This is a genomic window from Actinoalloteichus sp. AHMU CJ021 (assembly GCF_002895405.1).
In the GTDB taxonomy this organism is placed as follows: domain Bacteria; phylum Actinomycetota; class Actinomycetes; order Mycobacteriales; family Pseudonocardiaceae; genus Actinoalloteichus_B; species Actinoalloteichus_B caeruleus.
Window position 1 is genome coordinate 1,192,337 of sequence record NZ_CP025990.1, and the last position, 15,688, is coordinate 1,208,024.

The window sequence follows — 15,688 nt, forward strand, 5'->3', positions numbered from 1 at the left end:
GGCACATCCAACGCCGTGCTGACCGGGTGAACGGGCTCAGCAGCCCGCGCAGCAGCCGCAGCCGGGGCCGGTGCACCCGGAACAGCAGCTGCAACCACCCTGGCTGGGCGCGTGGCTGGTCGTGATCTCCATGTCAGCCTCCTAACGGGAACGCGAAAATGCCACCTCGTCGATCGTCGCCGGGCTCGCACCCCGTCGGGGACCGCTGCTCGGATGAACCGAGGAGGTCATTTTCGCGCCGGCGGTCATACCCAACGTAGTCGCCTGAACCGTTTCGGTGATGACCTGGACCGGTCCCCGTCAGGCCTCCCGATCGGCGGTTCCTCGCCCCCTCGCGCGGGAGGGCTGCACCCGCGCCGGTTCCCCCGGCATCTTGGGGTGGTCGGGTGGATAGGGCAGGTCGCCCAGGCCGTGGTCACGTTCGTCCCTGTCCGCCAGTTCGAGGAGGGTCTCGAGTCGGCTCGGGTGGGAGCGCAGGTCGGCGTGGGGGTCGCCGCGCCGGGCCACCAGGCCGGGCACGGTGCGGGTGGTCAGGTCCCGGGGGTCGACCTCGCCGAGCTCGTCCCACTTCACCGGGGTCGACACCGTCGCCGTCGGGCTGGCCCGTACCGAGTAGGCGGCGACGATCGTGCGGTCGCGGGCGGCCTGGTTGTAGTCGACGAACACCCGCCGCCCCCGCTCCTCCTTCCACCACGCCGTGGTGAGCAGCTCCGGTTCGCGGCGGGCGAGTTCCCTGGCGAGGGCGATCACGGCTCGCCGCACGGTCACGAACTCCCACTCCGGCTCGATGGGGACCAGGACGTGCAGGCCTCGGCCACCGGAGGTCTTGACGAAGCCCGGGTACCCCAGCTCGGCGAGCAGCTCCCGGGTGAGCTCGGCCGCCCTGACGGCGTCGGCGAACCCCGTTCCGGGTTGGGGATCCAGGTCCACCCGCAGCTGGTCCGGCTGCTCGACCCGGTCGCGGCGCACGGGCCAGGGGTGGAGCTCGATGGCCCCGAGGTTGGCCACCCATGCGAGCACGGCGACCTCGGTCGGGCAGATCTCGTCGGCGCTGCGACCACTGGGGAAGCGGATGCGGACGGTGTCGACCCAGTCGGGGGCGCCTCGGGGCACGCGTTTCTGGAAGAACGACTCGCCGTCGACGCCCGAGGGGAACCGGCGCAGGGTGGTGGGCCGGTGGTGGACGGCGCGCAGCACGGCATCACCCAGCGCCAGGTAGAACTCGACGAGGTCGAGCTTGGTCACTCCGACCTCGGGAAACAGCACCCGGTCCGGGTTGGTCACCCGAACCGTCCGCTCACCGACCGCCAGTTCACGAGCCTCGGTCGCCATGTGGTCCACCGTACGAGGAGTTGGCCCGCCCGGCCGGGCACGACGGCCCGTCCGCCCCGCCATCGCCGAACGGGTGGCCAGGTGGCCGCCACTCGCTACCGTGGACGTATGCGCGACACCTGGTTCGGTGCCGAGGACCCCGACGAGGGACGTGACGTGCCAGGCAACGGCACGGACCGCCTCCGGGACGAACTCGTGGGGCTCGACCCGGACGACCCCGAGGTCAGGGCTTTCGCCGAGCACCTCGACCGCATGTCCCGACCGGGTCCGACGATGACGGTGGAGGGGTCGCTCCGGGCTGTCACCGAGTTCACCGACTCGGCGAACAGGGCGCGAGGTGGACGGCGGGCCCTCGCGGTGGCCCTGGTGTGGCTGATGTTGCTGTTCTTCGCGCTCGCCGCGTGGACCCTGCTCGGGTTCCTGCTCGGCGGCGGGGCGTGACAGGGGTCTCCGCCCTCCGACCAGCGTCCGCTTGCCCGTGCGACTAGCGTTAGGGGCATGGAACCGGTGGTCGGTGCGACCCCTCGGGTCGTGAAGTCCGAGCGGGAGTGGCGCGAGGAACTGGGTCCGGTCGAGTACGCGGTACTGCGACAGGCCGGAACCGAGCCCCCCTGGAGCGGGGAGTACGTCGAGACGAAGGCCACGGGCGTGTACGAGTGCCGCGCCTGCGGAGCCGAGCTCTTCCGCAGCTCGACCAAGTTCGACTCCCACTGCGGGTGGCCGTCGTTCTTCTCCCCGATGGCGGGCGATCGGGTCATCCTGCGCGAGGACCGCAAGCACGGGATGCTCCGCACCGAGGTCCTGTGCGCCTCCTGCCACAGCCACCTCGGGCACGTCTTCGAGGGCGAGGGGTACGACACGCCCACCGACCAGCGGTACTGCATCAACAGCATCTCGCTGCGCCTGGTCGAGGACGAGTAGCCGGGCCCGCCGGCGCACCCAACATCACAACATGGCCACACCGGGCAACGGTGGTCCCCCCACCAGTCGTCCTACGGCCATGGTTGGGATTCTCCGCTCGGCCTTCGTGGTGCTCGGGGCCACGGTCCTCGCCGGCTGCGCCTCCACCGCCCCCGCGACGGGGGCCCTCTCGTGCGCGCGGACCGAGGCGGCCCCCGGGGTGGAACTGCGGATCAACCCGCCCCTGGGAGCCAGGGTCGCGGCCGCCGAACTGGACGTGTGCTGGCAGGACTACTGCACCTCCGAGTCCGTACGACTCGTGCGGAGCGCGACCACGTCCACAGACTGCGCTCCTCCCGGCCGCCCGACCGACACCCCGGAAGCCCGTCACGAACCGCCTTCGCCCGTGCCGGCCGACGCGTCCCCGCCCGGTCATGGCGCCGAGACCACCCCGCGCTTCTCGTGGCAGGCACCCGAACCCCCCGTCCTGTCCGAGGGCGAGGTCACCGCGGGTGGGCGGCTCGACGCGCTCACCGACTGCGAGGACCCGCGCGCACGGACGGAGCTCACCGGGTTCGTCCCGATCCCCGAGCTGTCGGCAGTGCCGACCGAGGTGAGCGTCCTACTGGCCGAGAACGGGGGTGGCGTGCTGCTCAACGAGACGATCGAGCTGACCCCGTGGGACCTGGCCGAGGACGGGCAGTGCCAGGACAGCGGGGCGAGGGCGGTGCTGCGGGTCGACGGCGGGGGCCGGTTCTTCGCCGAGTGAGGACCCGACCCCGCCGCGAGGTCAGGGAAGCGCGGCCACCAGGTCACCGACCGGCACCCGGGTCCCGGTGTAGAAGGGGGTCTCCTCGCGCACGTGCCGCCGCGCCTCCGTCCCCCGGAGGTGGCGCATCAGGTCGAGGATCCGGTGCAGTTCGTCGGCCTCGAAGGCGAGCATCCACTCGTAGTCGCCCAATGCGAAGGAGGCGACGGTGTTGGCCCGCACATCAGGGTAGTCGCGTGCTTCCTTGCCGTGGTCGGCGAGCATCCGGCGCCGGTCGGCGTCGGGGAGCAGGTACCACTCGTAGGAGCGGACGAAGGGGTAGACGCAGACGAATCGGCGCGGCTCCTCCCCGGCGAGGAACGCCGGGATGTGGCTCTTGTTGAACTCCGCCGGCCGGTGCAGCGCGACGTTGCTCCACACCGGCTCCGAGGCCCGCCCCAGCGCGGTCCGCCGCAGACCGGTGTAGGCCGCCTGGAGGGTCTCCACCTCCTCGGCGTGCCACCAGATCATGTAGTCGGCGTCGGCGCGGAGGCCCGCGACGTCGTACACACCGCGCACCTCGACGCCCCGGGCCCCCAGGGACTCCAGGTAGTCGTGGGCCTCGGTGGCCGCGTCCGCGCGGTCCTCGGGCAGGCTCCCGCCCCGCACTCGGAACACCGACCACATCGTGTACCGGATCGTGGAGTTCAGTTCGTGGTAGTCAAGCCGCGACATGGCTACATCCTCGCACCGGCTGGCCGGGCGGCCCGCAGCTGGTCGAGGTCGTCCAGCACCTTGTCGGCCGCCGCGTTCCCGCTGGCCACACAGGCGGGGACCCCCACCCCGCCCAGGGCCGCGCCCGCCGCCGCGATCCCCACGACGGGGTCGAGCCCCGAGGTGATCCGCGCTACGCGGTCCAGGTGACCGACCCCGTACTGCGGCAGCGCCCCACCCCAGCGCACGACAGCGGTGTCCAGGGGACGCACCGGGGTGCCGAGGAGCTCGGTCAGGTCCGCGAGCACGCCCCGCGTGATCTCCTCGTCGCCCCGCCGCAGGGCGGAGGCCTCCCCGAACCGGCCCACCGAGCCGCGCACCAGCACCGGAGCGTCCCCGCCACCGGCGAGGTGCGGCCACTTGCGGCTCGAGTAGGTGAAGGCCTTGGCCGTGAACGGAGTGCCGTCGTCGTGGCGCTCCCCCGCCGCCACGAGGACGCCGCTGCTGTCGGGGAGCACGGTGCCCGGCGGCAGTGCCAGCCCCACCACGACCGACGAGGCCAGCTCGACCTCCCGGTACGCCGCGGCCGCCCCAGGCGCGACGTCGGCCAGCAGCCGGGCCGCGGCGGGGGCGGGAACGGCGAGGACGACCAGGTCCACCGAGAGCGACTCGGGGCGGGCGGCGGAGCCGATCTCCAGGCGCCACCCGTTCGTGGCGGGTTCGACGGCGCGGACCGGGAGGCCGAGGCGGAGGTCTGCGGCCGAGGATTCGAGCAACAGCTCGGGCAGGGTGGCAAGGCCCTCCCGCAGGGTCGCGAACACCGGAGGGCGGGACCGGCCCTCCGCGACGGGTGGTGGCATCAGGTGGCTGACGGCCGCCAACAGCGTGCTGGGTTCCTCATCGAGGCGGGAGGCCAGCCCCGGCATCGTGGCCCGCAGGCCCAGGTCGTCGGCGCGGCCCGCGTACACGCCCCCGAGCAGGGGATCCACCAGCCGGTCGACCACCTCGTCACCGAGCCGCTCCCGGACGAGACGGCCGAGGGAGACGTCCCGGCCCCCGAGGTCGACGGGAGGCTGGTCGGCCTCCGATGCCACCACCTCGACCGACGCCGGGGACAGCACGTCCCGCACGGCCTGGGGGGTTTCCGGGAGGCCCTGGAAGGTGCGGCGGGGCAGCGGAACCGTGCGCCCGCCAGCGCGCACCGTGGGGGCGGCCCCCGAAGGGTGGACGAGGTCGACGTCCACGTCGAGTTCGCCCAGCAGGTCGGCGATCTCGGGACGCCGGGCCAGGTACGCCTCGGCGCCCAGGTCGTACCGGACGCCACCCACCGGCACCGCCCGCAGCTTGCCCCCGACCGCGCGTCCCTGGTCGATCACGGTGATCCGGGCGTCGGGGCCGAGGCGCTTCCGCAGCCGGTGGGCGGCCGTAAGCCCCGCGACTCCGCCTCCGACGACGGCGACGCGGGGCGACGCGGACGAGTGGGTCACGGTCGACGCGTCCCGCCGGGAGTGGCACCCTCCACGGTCATGCCCCCGGGTCGCGGCGGGTGGTCTCGTGCACGTGGTCGACCACCCGGGTCAGCACGCCGGGATCGGTGTCCGGCAGGACGCCGTGCCCCAGGTTGAAGATGTGCCCCGCGGCGGCCCGGCCCTCGGTGATCACCCGATCGGTCTCCCGCAGCGCCACCTCCTCGCCGGCGAACAGCACGGCTGGGTCGAGGTTGCCCTGGACCACCGGGAGCGGGGCGTCCGGGTCGGCCAGCCGCAGCCGGCGCACCGCCTCGTCCAGCGGGAGGCGCCAGTCCACGCCGACGACGTCGGCGCCGGCCTGCCGCATCGATCCCAGCAGTTCACCGGTCCCCACCCCGAAGTGGATTCGGGGAACGCCCATGCCGGCCAGGCCAGCCAGCACCCTGCTGCTGTGCGGGAGCACGAACTCGCGGTACTCGCGCACCGAGAGGGCACCGGCCCAGGAGTCGAAGAGCTGCACGGCGTCCACCCCGGCTGCCACCTGCTCCCGGAGGAACAGCAGGGTCAGGTCCGCGAGGTGGGCCAGCAGCGCGTGCCAGGTGCCGGGGTCGCCGTGCATCATCGCCTTGGTCCGCTCGTGGTTGCGGCTCGGGCCGCCCTCCACGAGGTAGGAGGCGAGGGTGAACGGGGCACCGGCGAAACCGATGAGCGGTGTCCGCCCGAGTTCGCCGAGCAGCATCCGCACCGTCTCCGCCACGGGCGCGATCTGGTCCGGGTCGAGGCGCGGCAGCCGGGACACCGCGGCGGCGTCCCGTACGGGCTCGGCGATCACCGGTCCGGTACCGGGGACGATGTCCAGGTCGACGCCGGCCGCCGCCAGGGGGACGACGATGTCGCTGAACAGGATCGCCGCGTCCACCTGGTGCCTGCGCACCGGCTGGAGCGTGATCTCGCAGGCCATGTCCGGTGTCAGGCACGCCTGGAGCATCGGAACGCCCGCCCGCAGTTCGCGGTACTCGGGCAGCGACCTGCCGGCCTGACGCATGAACCACACGGGCGTGTGATCGGGAACCCCGCCGGAGGCCGCGACCAGCAAAGGGCTCTGGGTGAGGTCCCGACGCGTCGAGACCGTGGAGGGATTCGTCATGGCACCCCCATCGTCCCATGCGTCCGCCACGCCCGGCACCGGCCCTCGATGGGTGCCGGGCTCCGAACGGGACGTCGTGTCGGACTGCCCGCGAGATTCTCGGCGCGCCTGCGGGATTCCGTCGCCGGATGCACCTACAGTCGCCAGCCGTGACCGGGATGGCGGGTGTACCCGAGGTGTTCCGGCTGGCGGTGACCACGCTGCGGTCGGTGAGGCCACGGCCCGAGTTGACCTTCGAGGAAGTGCGCCCGCCCCAGCGGCTGGCCCCGTGGGCGTACGCGCTGACGGCGGAGGTCACGGGACCGACCGGCGAGTTCGCCACCGGCCGACTGATCGTGCTGCACGATCCGGAGAAGAGCGGCGGTTGGGGCGGTGAGCTCCGGCTCGTCGTGTACCTGCAGGCGGAGCTGGACCCCGAGTTCGCCGCCGATCCACTGCTGACCGAGGTCGGGTGGTCCTGGCTGACCGAGGCCCTGGAGGTCCGAGGGGCCGACTTCTCCGCGTTGGGGGGGACCGTGACGGTCACGTCCTCCGTCCGTTTCGGGGACATCTCCGGGCCCACCCGTTCCCACGAACTGGAGTTGCGGGGGTCGTGGACGGCGGGCAGCGGCGATCTCGCCCCGCACGGCGACGCCCTGTGCGGGTTGCTCGCCAGCGCGGTGGGCCTGCCGCCGGTGGGGGTGACCACGCTCGGCCCGCGCCGGGGTGACACGCACGCCTGATCGGCGCGCGGCGGCGGGCGCGGTGGCGCCCCAGCCCGTCGTGCCGTCGCGCCACCGGGGTGGGGCACTCGTGGTTGGTCGACTCGGGCGCCGGCGTTCGACGCGCTTCGGCGGGGTCGGCCCCGAGCGACCCGCGGGGACTGGTTGGTCGAGGGCACCCCGCTCGAGCGGAAAAGTGGGCGGGATCTCAGAATGGAACCCGGCGGGACACCGGCCCGCCGTGATCGTCCCCGGATTCCCGGTGGTGGCCGCGCCCCGACGGGCTGCGCTGTTCGGTGGTGCCGAGGCACCACCATCCGCTGGCGCCAGGTCCACCTATCGCACGATCAAAAAGGGAATGTCGCCCCACGGGCCGCTCGCGTTAGCCAACACTCGCATCGTCACCCGAACGTGTTATCAGTTCCTGGCCAGGTGACAACCCAATCGGGATAGATCCCGCCTCGATCGTCCCGCTGGGACAGTTTGCCGGCTACGCTGCCCGAGTCGACACCACTTTCGGTCGATCAGTGGCGCGGCTGATTGGTCGAGAGTCCCGGTGCCGGTCGGGGGGCACGACCGACTCCAGGGAGGTAGTGACGTGGCTGCCGTCGGCTTAGGTCAGGCCGTTCGAACCACGCCAGCCGGCGCGTTGCCGGCCAACATGGTCCCGCACCCGCGGGAAGAGCTGTTCTCGGTACTGGTGGTGGACGACCATCCGCTGCTTCGGGAGGCGATCGCCGCCCGGTTGCAGCAGATGGGCGCCGGCACCGTGCACGAGGCGGCGTCGCTGGCCGAAGCCAGAGCTCGTGCTCTGGCCACCGGACCATGCGACCTTGCGATCCTCGATCTCGGGCTCCCGGACGGGAGTGGCATCGACCTGGTCACGGAACTCCGTGGCCACGGTTGGCCCCGGATCGTGGTCCTGGCATCCTCCGACGACCCGTACGCGGTACGGGCGGCCTTCCAGGCGGGCGCTCAGGCGTACCTGCTGAAGTCCGCCTCGCCGATGGTCGTCACCGACGGGGTTCGCCGGGTCCTCGACGGCGGGGTGTACGCCGACCCGAGTGTGGCGCCCGTCCTCGCAGCGGGCACCAGGGTTCCGGGCACCGACAACACGCCTCGCGAGTTGTCCGCCCGTGAGGTCGAGGTGTTGCAGCTGGTCGCTGACGGCCGATCCAACAAGGAGATCGGCGAGGCGCTCAACCTGTCCGCCCTCACGGTCAAGAGCCACCTGTCACGCATCGGCCGCAAACTCGGTACCGGTGATCGTGCGCAGATGGTGGCGCTGGCCATGCGGGCGGGCGTGATCCGCTAGTGGAGTGGGGATGGCACGAACCCGTGCCATCCCCACCTTCCAGCAGTGCCTGTGGGATCCGGGGACGGGGGAGGCACGTAGGGTCATCGCCCGTGGACGCTCAACCAGCCAACCCGGATGAGGTCGGACCCGGCGACCGCGGCGGTGAGAACCGGAAACACGCTCAGGGCACGGACGAGAACGCGGCGGTACCGCTGCGCCGCCCGGCCGACGGCGTGCCTCCTGTTGTCGTCGACCGCAACGCGCTCCAGCTCGTCGCCACCGCGATGGCCGGTGCCACCGGCCCGGTGGCCGTCGACACCGAACGCGCCTCGGGCTACCGGTACTCCAATCGCGCCTACCTGGTCCAGCTCCGTCGCGAGGGCGCGGGGACGGCGCTGATCGACCCGATCCCCGTCGCCGACGCGCTTGGCCCGCTCAGGGAGGCGCTCACCGGGCCGGAATGGGTCTTACACGCCGCCTCGCAGGACCTGCCGTGCCTCGCGGAGTTGGAACTGCGGCCGACGTCGTTGTTCGACACCGAACTCGCCGGCCGGCTCGCCGGCTTCCCCCGCGTGTCGCTCGCGGCGCTCGTGCGGCAGCAGCTCGGGTACGAGCTGGAGAAGGGACACGGCGCGGCCGACTGGTCACGTCGTCCCCTGCCCGCGGACTGGCTGAACTACGCCGCCCTCGACGTGGAACTGCTGGTGCCGTTGCGGGACTCCCTGGAGGAGGAACTCCGCCGGCAGGGGAAGCTCGACTGGGCGTTGCAGGAGTTCGAGTGGGTCCGCACGGCCCCACCTCCCCCGCCCCGCGCACAGCCCTGGCGCCGGACCTCGGGCATCCACCGGGTGCACGCCCCCAGGCAGCTCGCGGCCGTTCGCGAGCTGTGGCTGGCCCGGGACGCCGTCGCCGAGTCGCGGGACATCGCCCCCGGTCGGGTCCTGCCGGACAAGGCCGTGATCGAGGCCGCGCAGGCTGCTCCGAAGACCGAACGCGAGCTGTTGGCGCTGCCGGTATTCCGGGGCCGGGCTCAGCGGCGGCGGGCGCACACCTGGCTGGCGGCCCTGCGGGCGGCGGCCGAGCTGCCGACGGATGAGCTCCCCAGCCCGGCGCAGCCCTCGGACGGCCCGCCACCCCCGAACCGGTGGGCGGACCGGGACCCGGAGGCCGCGGCACGGCTCTCCGCCGCCAGGGCCGTGCTGACCGAGACCGCCGAGCGGCTGCGGCTGCCGGTCGAGAACCTCATCCAACCCGATCTCGTCCGCCGGACGTGCTGGACGCCCCCGGAGCAGCTGGACGTCCAGGCGGTGAGCGCGGCGCTGCGGGCGGGCAACGCCCGCGAATGGCAGGTGGAACTCACGGCGTCCCATCTCACCGAGGCGCTGCGGGTCACCGCCTGACAGCGGATCACTCGAGCAGGGCCGCGGCGTGCTGGAGCGCCGCGGCCAGCCGGGCGGCGGTGTCCCCCGGGTAGGCCAACCGCGCCGGGGTGGCCTGGTGGCCGTTGAGCCGCAACACGGCCAGGGGGGCCTGCCGTCGGAGCGCGCGGTGCACCACCAGGGAGCGTGGTCGGGCGTCGGCGGTGACGCCGTCCACCTGGCCCAGCGGTCCCACTCCGCGCGCTCCGGGGAGGAAGGCGTTGCCGATGGTCAGGGCGGCCGTCTCCGCCGCGCGGGTGGTCACCTTGAGCGTCCCGCGCCCGGGGCTGTCCCCCAGCACCAGGAGGACCCGCCACTGCCGCCGGTCGACCGTGACCACGGTGAACGATGGAGTCCCGGTCACCAGGTCGTCGCCGGGCACCGCGACGGCCCAACGGTTGTCGAGCAGGATCACCCTGTCTGTCCTTTCCGGAACGCGGGCTGATGTCGGGCGGCGTGTGCCGCCACCCTGATCGCGTTGCGGGGTCGCCACACTACGGCACGGCGCGGGGAGGCCCCGCGATGGGAGCGCTCCAACGACCCGCCCGACTCCGCTTCCCGATCTTTTCGCCGCCCACCCTGGCGTTTGGGTTACTGACGGGTAGCATCGCGGTCAGCGGGCGCGGAGCAGCGCGCCCAGGCCCACTCAGCGAGGAGAAGGAGCACGCCGTGGCCGACGCCGTTGCAGCGCGTGCGCTTCGGAACGTGGTCTTCGTCGACGGTGTGAGGACACCGTTCGGCAAGGCCGGCCCGAAGGGCATCTACGCCGAGACCCGCGCGGACGACCTGGTCGTCAAGACGCTCAGGGAACTCCTCCGGCGACATCCCCAACTGCCGCCCGAGCGGGTCGGTGAGGTCGCCATCGCCGCGACGACCCAGATCGGGGACCAGGGACTGACCATCGGCAGGACGGCGGCACTGCTGGCCGGGCTGCCCCGTTCGGTGCCCGGATTCGCCATCGACCGTATGTGCGCCGGAGCGATGACGGCCGTGACCTCGGTGGCCGGCGGCATCGCCTTCGGCGCCTACGACGTCGCGCTGGCCGGCGGTGTGGAGCACATGGGCCGGCACCCGATGGGCGAGGGCGTTGATCCCAACCCCCGATTCCTCGCGGACAAGCTCGTGGACCCCTCCGCGCTGGTCATGGGCCAGACGGCGGAGAACCTGCACGACCGGTTCCCCCACCTGGACAAGGGTCGGGTCGACGCCTACGCGGCGACCAGCCAGGAGCGCTTCGCCGAGGCGGTCAAGACCGGTCGGATCAGCGCCGACCTCGTCCCGGTGGCCACCAGGTCCGCCGAGCTCGGCTGGGGGCTGGCGACCGAGGACGAGCCGCCCCGCCCCGGCACCACCGTCGAGGCCCTCGCCGCGCTGAAGACCCCCTTCCGCCCGCACGGCCGGGTCACCGCCGGCAACTCCGCCGGGCTGAACGACGGGGCCACCGCCGCGCTGATCGCCGGCGAGGACACGGCCACCGAACTCGGGCTGCCGGTGGGGATGCGGCTGGTCGGCTACTCCTTCGCCGGTGTCGACCCGGAGGTGATGGGAGTCGGGCCGGTACCCGCCACCGAGCAGGCGCTGGCCAGGGCTGGCCTGACGATCGACGACATCGGCCTGTTCGAGATCAACGAGGCCTTCGCCGTCCAGGTCCTGGCCTTCCTCGACCACTTCGGCATCGCCGACGACGACCCCAGGGTCAACCCGTGGGGCGGCGCGATCGCGTGCGGCCACCCCCTCGCCGCCTCGGGCGTCCGGCTGATGACCCAGCTCAGCCGCCACTTCGCCGAACGCCCCGAGGTCCGCTACGGGATCACCACCATGTGCATCGGCATCGGCATGGGCGGCACGGTCATCTGGGAGAACCCGCACTGGGACGGTCGGGAACGGAACGGGGACGCGAAGTGAGTGACACGACGGGCGGGGTCACCGCCGAGGACATGCGGAACGCGATGCCGGACGAGGTCGTGACCAGGTCGGTGACCAGGCTCGTCCGCGTGCCCGGCGTCGAACGACCGATCGCCCTGGTGACCCTGGACAACGGGCACGACCACACGCGCCCCTCCACCCTCGGCCCCCAGGGGCTGCTCAGCCTGGACGCGGCGCTCGACGAGGCCTTCGCCGCGGAGCCCGCCGCGATCGCGGTGACCGGCAAGCCCTTCGTCTTCGCGGTCGGCGCGGACCTCTCCGGCGTCACCCGGCTGACCTCGGCCGAGCAGGCCCGGTGGATCGCCCACACGGGGCACGCGGTCTTCCGCCGCCTCACCGAGTCCACCATCCCGACCTTCGCCTTCGTCAACGGGGCGGCGCTCGGCGGCGGCCTGGAACTCGCGCTCTCCTGCCACTACCGCACGGTCGCGGCGAACGCGGCGATGCTCGCCCTGCCCGAGACCTTCCTGGGGCTGTTCCCCGGGTGGGGCGGCACCCAACTGCTGCCCAACCTGATCGGGCCGGACGCGGCGGTCACGGTCATCCTGGAGAACGCCCTCAACCAGAACCGCCGGCTCAGCCCCGCCAAGGCCGCGGCGCTCGGCGTCGTCGACGTGGTGCTGGACTCCGCCGACTACCTGGAGCAGTCCCTGCGGTGGGCGGCCGGGGTGCTCGAGGGGCGGATTCGGCCCGAACGTCCGGAGATCGACCGGGACCAGGCCTGGACCGCCGCCCTCGACCGGGGGCGGGCCTTCGTCGCGGCCAAGACGCAGGGAGCGGCGCCTGGCGCGACGAAGGCGTTGGAACTCCTCGAACTGGCCCGCCACGCCACCCTGGACGAGGGGTACGCGGCCGAGACCGAGGGCCTCACCGAGCTGCTCATGTCCGACGAGCTGCGGGCGGGCCTGTACGCGTTCGACCTGACGCAGAAGCGCGCTCGGCGCCCCGCCGGCGCCCCGGACAAGTCACTCGCTCGTCCCGTCACCAAGGTGGGGGTGGTCGGCGCCGGGCTCATGGCGAGCCAGCTCGCGCTGCTCTTCGTCCGCCGCCTGCGGGTTCCCGTAGTACTCACCGACGTCGACCAGGAACGGCTCGACCGGGGCGTCGGCTACGTGCACGCCGAGGTGGACAAGCTGTTGTCGAAGGGGCGCGTCTCGCCGGACGAGGCGAACCGGCTCCGAGCCCTGGTCACGGGTTCGCTGGACAAGGCCGCCTTCGCCGACGCCGACTTCGTCATCGAGGCCGTCTTCGAGGACCTGTCGCTGAAGCGGCGTGTGTTCGCCGAGCTGGAGGAGCACGTCTCCCCGGAGGCGGTGCTCGCCACGAACACCTCGTCGCTGTCCATCACGGACATGGCCGCGGAACTGCGACACCCGGAGCGGGTCGTGGGCTTCCACTTCTTCAACCCGGTCGCGGTCCTCCCGCTGCTGGAGGTCGTGCGCGGGCAGCACACCGACGACGCCACCGTCGCCACCGCCCTGCGCACGGGCAAGGAGCTGAAGAAGTCCTGCGTGCTCGTCGCCGACGCGCCTGCCTTCGTCGTGAACCGACTGCTCACCCGGTTCCTCGGCGAGGTGATCGGCGCGATCGACGAGGGCACCCCCTTCGAGGTCGCCGACCGCGCGCTCCAACCGCTCGGGCTGCCCATGAGCCCGCTGATCCTGCTCCAGCTGGTCGGGCCAGCCGTCGCCTCGCACGTCGCGCAGACCCTGCACGACGCCTTCCCGGACCGGTTCGGGGTCAGCGAGAACCTGCGCCGGTTCGTGGCGGCCGGCAAGACCGCGGTGTGGACCTGGGACGAGCGGAACGTGCAGCGGCTCGACCCGGAGGTGGCGGAGCTCTGGCACCAGGGTGACGCGCCGCTCACCGAGGAGGAGCTGCGGGAGCGCGCGCTGGCCGCGCTCGCCGAGGAGGCCCGCGTCATGCTGGAGGAGAAGGTCGTCGCGGAGCCGGCGGACATCGACCTGTGCATGATCCTCGGCGCCGGCTGGCCGTTCTGGCTGGGTGGGATCACCCCGTACCTCGACCGCACCGGCGTGGCGGAGCGGGTCAACGGGGAACGCTTCCTCCCGAGGGGCGTCGCGTCCCCGGCGGCCGGCTGAGAACTCCGGTCGACAACTCCGGTGGGGTCGGCGGGGAACCGTCGGCCCCACCGGGACACCGGGTCCGTGTCCCGCCGCCCCCTCGGGCTCAGGGCGCGGCGGGGAACTCCACCGTCACGGTGAGGCCACCGCCGTCCACCGGCTCCACCTCGACACGACCGCCGTGGGCGGCCGCCGCCGACCGGACGATCGAGAGGCCGAGGCCGGCGCCGAAGTGGGAGGTCCTGCCGCCGCCCCTGCTGAAGGGCTCGAGCAGCTGCGCCGCCCGTTCCGGCGGGACCACCGGCCCCGACGAGGACACCACCAGCCGCGAACCCGACTGGTCCCCGCTCGTGCGCACGCTGATCCAGCCCCCCTCCACGTTGTGCCGCACCGCGTTCTCGACCAGGTTCCCGGCGATCCGCTCGACCAGGGCCGGGTCTCCGGTCACCAGGCCGGGCTCCGTGTCGAAGGTGACGGAGAGCTTCCGGTCGGCGGCCTCGGCGCGCACCGCGCGCCACGCGCTCTCCACCATGGTGGCGAGGTCCACCGGCTCCCGGGCGTTGAGCCCCGTGGCGTCGGTGCGGGCCAGCAACAGCAACGCGGTGACGAGGTGCTCCGCCCGTCGTGTGGCGTCCCGCACCACGTCGGCCATCCTGCGGAGCTCCGCCACGTCCGCGTCCGGATCGGCCAGGGTGACGTCCAGCTCGGTGCGGATCACCGCCAGCGGCGTGCGCAGCTCGTGGCTCGCGTTGGCGACGAACCGGCGCTGGGCCTCGAAGGCGGCCTGGAGCCGGTCGAGCATCTCGTCGAAGGTGTCAGCGAGTTCCGCCACCTCGTCGCGCGCGCCCACGAACTCGATGCGCTCCTCCAGCGATTCGGCGGACAGCCGACGAGCCGTGCCGGTGACCCTGTGCAACGGGGCCAACACCCGCCCGGTGAGGGACCAGGCGAGCAGGAAGGCCGCCGCGATGACGCACAGGTAGGCCAGCAGCCCCACCTCCAGGACCCGGTCCCTCGCCTGGTCGTGCAGCAGCGTCGTCAGTTCGGTCGCCTCGACCTCGACGCCGTCGACCCGGACCCGCATACCGCGCGGCAACCGGGGCGAGTCGGCGAGGGCCTGCCCGATCTGCATCCAGCCCAACCACAGGAGCAGCGCGCTCACGACGGCGACGAGCCCGGTCGCGAGCAGGGTGATGCGGACCCGGAGGCCGAGACCTCGACGGCCGGGGCGGTGGTCAGCGTTCAGTGTTCGCACCCGCGACGCTGTCGGTCTCCGGTTCCACGACTCCCGCGGTCGGCACCCGGTACCCGGACCCGACGACGGTCTCCACCACCGCCGGTTCCCCGAGCTTCTTCCGCAGGGTCATGACGGTCACCCGCACGGTGGTGGTGAACGGGTCCGCGTTCTCGTCCCACACGCGCTCCAGCAGCTCCTCGCTGCTGACGACCGAACCACCGGCGGAGAGCAGCACCTCCAGGACGCCGAACTCCTTGCGGGTCAGGTCGACCTGTTCACCGTTGCGGGTGACGGTGCGGGAGGCTGGATCGAGCACCAGCTGCTCGGCCGTGAGCCGGGGCGGCACCGGGGGCGTGGACCGCCGGCCCAACGCGCGGATCCTGGCGACCAGCTCGGGGAAGGCGAAGGGCTTCGCCAGGTAGTCGTCCGCGCCCAGCGACAGGCCCTCGACCCGGTCCTCCACCTCGCCGCTCGCCGTGAGCATCATGACCCGCGTCAGTGCCCCAGACCGGAGGATCTCCCGGCACAACTCGTCGCCGGACAGCCCCGGAAGATCGCGGTCGAGCACCACGACGTCGTATCTGGTGATCGACGCCTTCTCGTGCCCCGACTCACCGTCATAGGCGATGTCAACGGCCATGCCCTCTCGGCGCAGACCCCGGGCGATCGCGTCTGCCAGGGGCTGCTCGTCCTCTACGACCAGTATGCGCACGTC

General features: G+C 72.7%; 15 protein-coding genes. 8 read left to right on the top strand and 7 right to left on the bottom strand.

Annotated features, from left to right (window positions below):
* Nucleotides 1–300 precede the first annotated feature (300 nt).
* Nucleotides 301–1,332: a non-homologous end-joining DNA ligase gene (gene ligD, locus C1701_RS04700; RefSeq protein WP_030103945.1), complete on the bottom strand. Its 1,032-nt coding sequence runs from the start codon at nt 1,330–1,332 to the stop codon at nt 301–303.
* A gap of 108 nt (nt 1,333–1,440) precedes the next feature.
* Here ligD and C1701_RS04705 point away from each other — a divergent pair, with 108 nt between their 5' ends.
* The 3 genes from C1701_RS04705 to C1701_RS04715 all read left to right on the top strand — a co-directional run bounded on the left by C1701_RS04705 (nt 1,441) and on the right by C1701_RS04715 (nt 3,001).
* On the top strand, nt 1,441–1,773 hold the full coding sequence (locus C1701_RS04705) for a hypothetical protein (RefSeq protein WP_081715350.1): 333 nt from the start codon (nt 1,441–1,443) through the stop codon (nt 1,771–1,773).
* A 57-nt stretch (nt 1,774–1,830) separates the two neighbouring features.
* Entirely contained in the window at nt 1,831–2,253 is a 423-nt protein-coding gene (gene msrB / locus C1701_RS04710) for a peptide-methionine (R)-S-oxide reductase MsrB (RefSeq protein WP_026418357.1), read from the top strand.
* Nucleotides 2,254–2,332: 79 nt separating this feature from the next.
* Nucleotides 2,333–3,001 (top strand): hypothetical protein, encoded by a 669-nt coding sequence (locus C1701_RS04715; RefSeq protein WP_026418356.1) that lies wholly within the window; start codon nt 2,333–2,335, stop codon nt 2,999–3,001.
* Between the two features lie 21 nt (nt 3,002–3,022).
* Here the strand turns inward: C1701_RS04715 and hemQ are convergent, their stop codons facing one another.
* From hemQ to hemE, 3 genes are read right to left on the bottom strand one after another with little or no spacing between them, the layout of a single operon-like run.
* A complete protein-coding gene (gene hemQ, locus C1701_RS04720; RefSeq protein ID WP_103055602.1) occupies nt 3,023–3,715 on the bottom strand; it encodes a hydrogen peroxide-dependent heme synthase in 693 nt (230 codons plus the stop codon).
* A 2-nt stretch (nt 3,716–3,717) separates the two neighbouring features.
* Nucleotides 3,718–5,181, bottom strand: a complete 1,464-nt coding sequence (gene hemG / locus C1701_RS04725; protein ID WP_103055603.1) for a protoporphyrinogen oxidase — start codon at nt 5,179–5,181, stop codon at nt 3,718–3,720.
* Nucleotides 5,182–5,218: 37 nt separating this feature from the next.
* Complete coding sequence (gene hemE / locus C1701_RS04730; protein WP_026418353.1) at nt 5,219–6,310, bottom strand: uroporphyrinogen decarboxylase; 1,092 nt, start codon at nt 6,308–6,310, stop codon at nt 5,219–5,221.
* A 149-nt stretch (nt 6,311–6,459) separates the two neighbouring features.
* On the opposite strand from hemE, the gene C1701_RS04735 reads away from it, so the two are divergent.
* The 3 genes from C1701_RS04735 (at nt 6,460) to C1701_RS04745 (ending at nt 9,708) form a co-directional block, all read left to right on the top strand.
* On the top strand, nt 6,460–7,032 hold the full coding sequence (locus C1701_RS04735; RefSeq protein ID WP_026418352.1) for a DUF3000 domain-containing protein: 573 nt from the start codon (nt 6,460–6,462) through the stop codon (nt 7,030–7,032).
* A 577-nt stretch (nt 7,033–7,609) separates the two neighbouring features.
* Nucleotides 7,610–8,326, top strand: coding sequence for a response regulator (locus C1701_RS04740; RefSeq protein ID WP_035272912.1), 717 nt, complete (start codon nt 7,610–7,612; stop codon nt 8,324–8,326).
* Nucleotides 8,327–8,418: 92 nt separating this feature from the next.
* The gene (locus C1701_RS04745) at nt 8,419–9,708 is read left to right on the top strand and encodes a ribonuclease D (protein WP_103055605.1); all 1,290 of its coding nucleotides are present in this window, start codon (nt 8,419–8,421) and stop codon (nt 9,706–9,708) included.
* 7 nt (nt 9,709–9,715) lie between these two features.
* Here C1701_RS04745 and C1701_RS04750 read toward each other — a convergent pair whose 3' ends face one another.
* Entirely contained in the window at nt 9,716–10,141 is a 426-nt protein-coding gene (locus C1701_RS04750) for a hypothetical protein (protein WP_026418350.1), read from the bottom strand.
* 254 nt (nt 10,142–10,395) lie between these two features.
* Here C1701_RS04750 and C1701_RS04755 point away from each other — a divergent pair, with 254 nt between their 5' ends.
* Together C1701_RS04755 and C1701_RS04760 are read left to right on the top strand one after the other, a co-directional pair.
* On the top strand, nt 10,396–11,631 hold the full coding sequence (locus C1701_RS04755) for a thiolase family protein (RefSeq protein WP_026418349.1): 1,236 nt from the start codon (nt 10,396–10,398) through the stop codon (nt 11,629–11,631).
* 32 nt (nt 11,632–11,663) lie between these two features.
* On the top strand, nt 11,664–13,754 hold the full coding sequence (locus tag C1701_RS04760; RefSeq protein WP_026418348.1) for a 3-hydroxyacyl-CoA dehydrogenase NAD-binding domain-containing protein: 2,091 nt from the start codon (nt 11,664–11,666) through the stop codon (nt 13,752–13,754).
* 88 nt (nt 13,755–13,842) lie between these two features.
* Here the strand turns inward: C1701_RS04760 and C1701_RS04765 are convergent, their stop codons facing one another.
* Both C1701_RS04765 and C1701_RS04770 read right to left on the bottom strand, forming a co-directional pair.
* Complete coding sequence (locus C1701_RS04765; protein ID WP_026418347.1) at nt 13,843–14,991, bottom strand: sensor histidine kinase; 1,149 nt, start codon at nt 14,989–14,991, stop codon at nt 13,843–13,845.
* Entirely contained in the window at nt 14,972–15,685 is a 714-nt protein-coding gene (locus tag C1701_RS04770; protein ID WP_035273061.1) for a response regulator transcription factor, read from the bottom strand. The genes C1701_RS04765 and C1701_RS04770 overlap by 20 nt, the downstream gene beginning before the upstream one ends.
* Nucleotides 15,686–15,688 lie beyond the last annotated feature (3 nt).

Coding starts and splice junctions, on each gene's coding strand:
- ligD (WP_030103945.1), bottom strand. CDS start 1,332: ATGGCGACCGAGGCTCGTGAACTGGCGGTCGGTGAGCGGACGGTTCGG.
- C1701_RS04705 (WP_081715350.1), top strand. CDS start 1,441: ATGCGCGACACCTGGTTCGGTGCCGAGGACCCCGACGAGGGACGTGAC.
- msrB (WP_026418357.1), top strand. CDS start 1,831: ATGGAACCGGTGGTCGGTGCGACCCCTCGGGTCGTGAAGTCCGAGCGG.
- C1701_RS04715 (WP_026418356.1), top strand. CDS start 2,333: ATGGTTGGGATTCTCCGCTCGGCCTTCGTGGTGCTCGGGGCCACGGTC.
- hemQ (WP_103055602.1), bottom strand. CDS start 3,715: ATGTCGCGGCTTGACTACCACGAACTGAACTCCACGATCCGGTACACG.
- hemE (WP_026418353.1), bottom strand. CDS start 6,310: ATGACGAATCCCTCCACGGTCTCGACGCGTCGGGACCTCACCCAGAGC.
- C1701_RS04760 (WP_026418348.1), top strand. CDS start 11,664: ATGCGGAACGCGATGCCGGACGAGGTCGTGACCAGGTCGGTGACCAGG.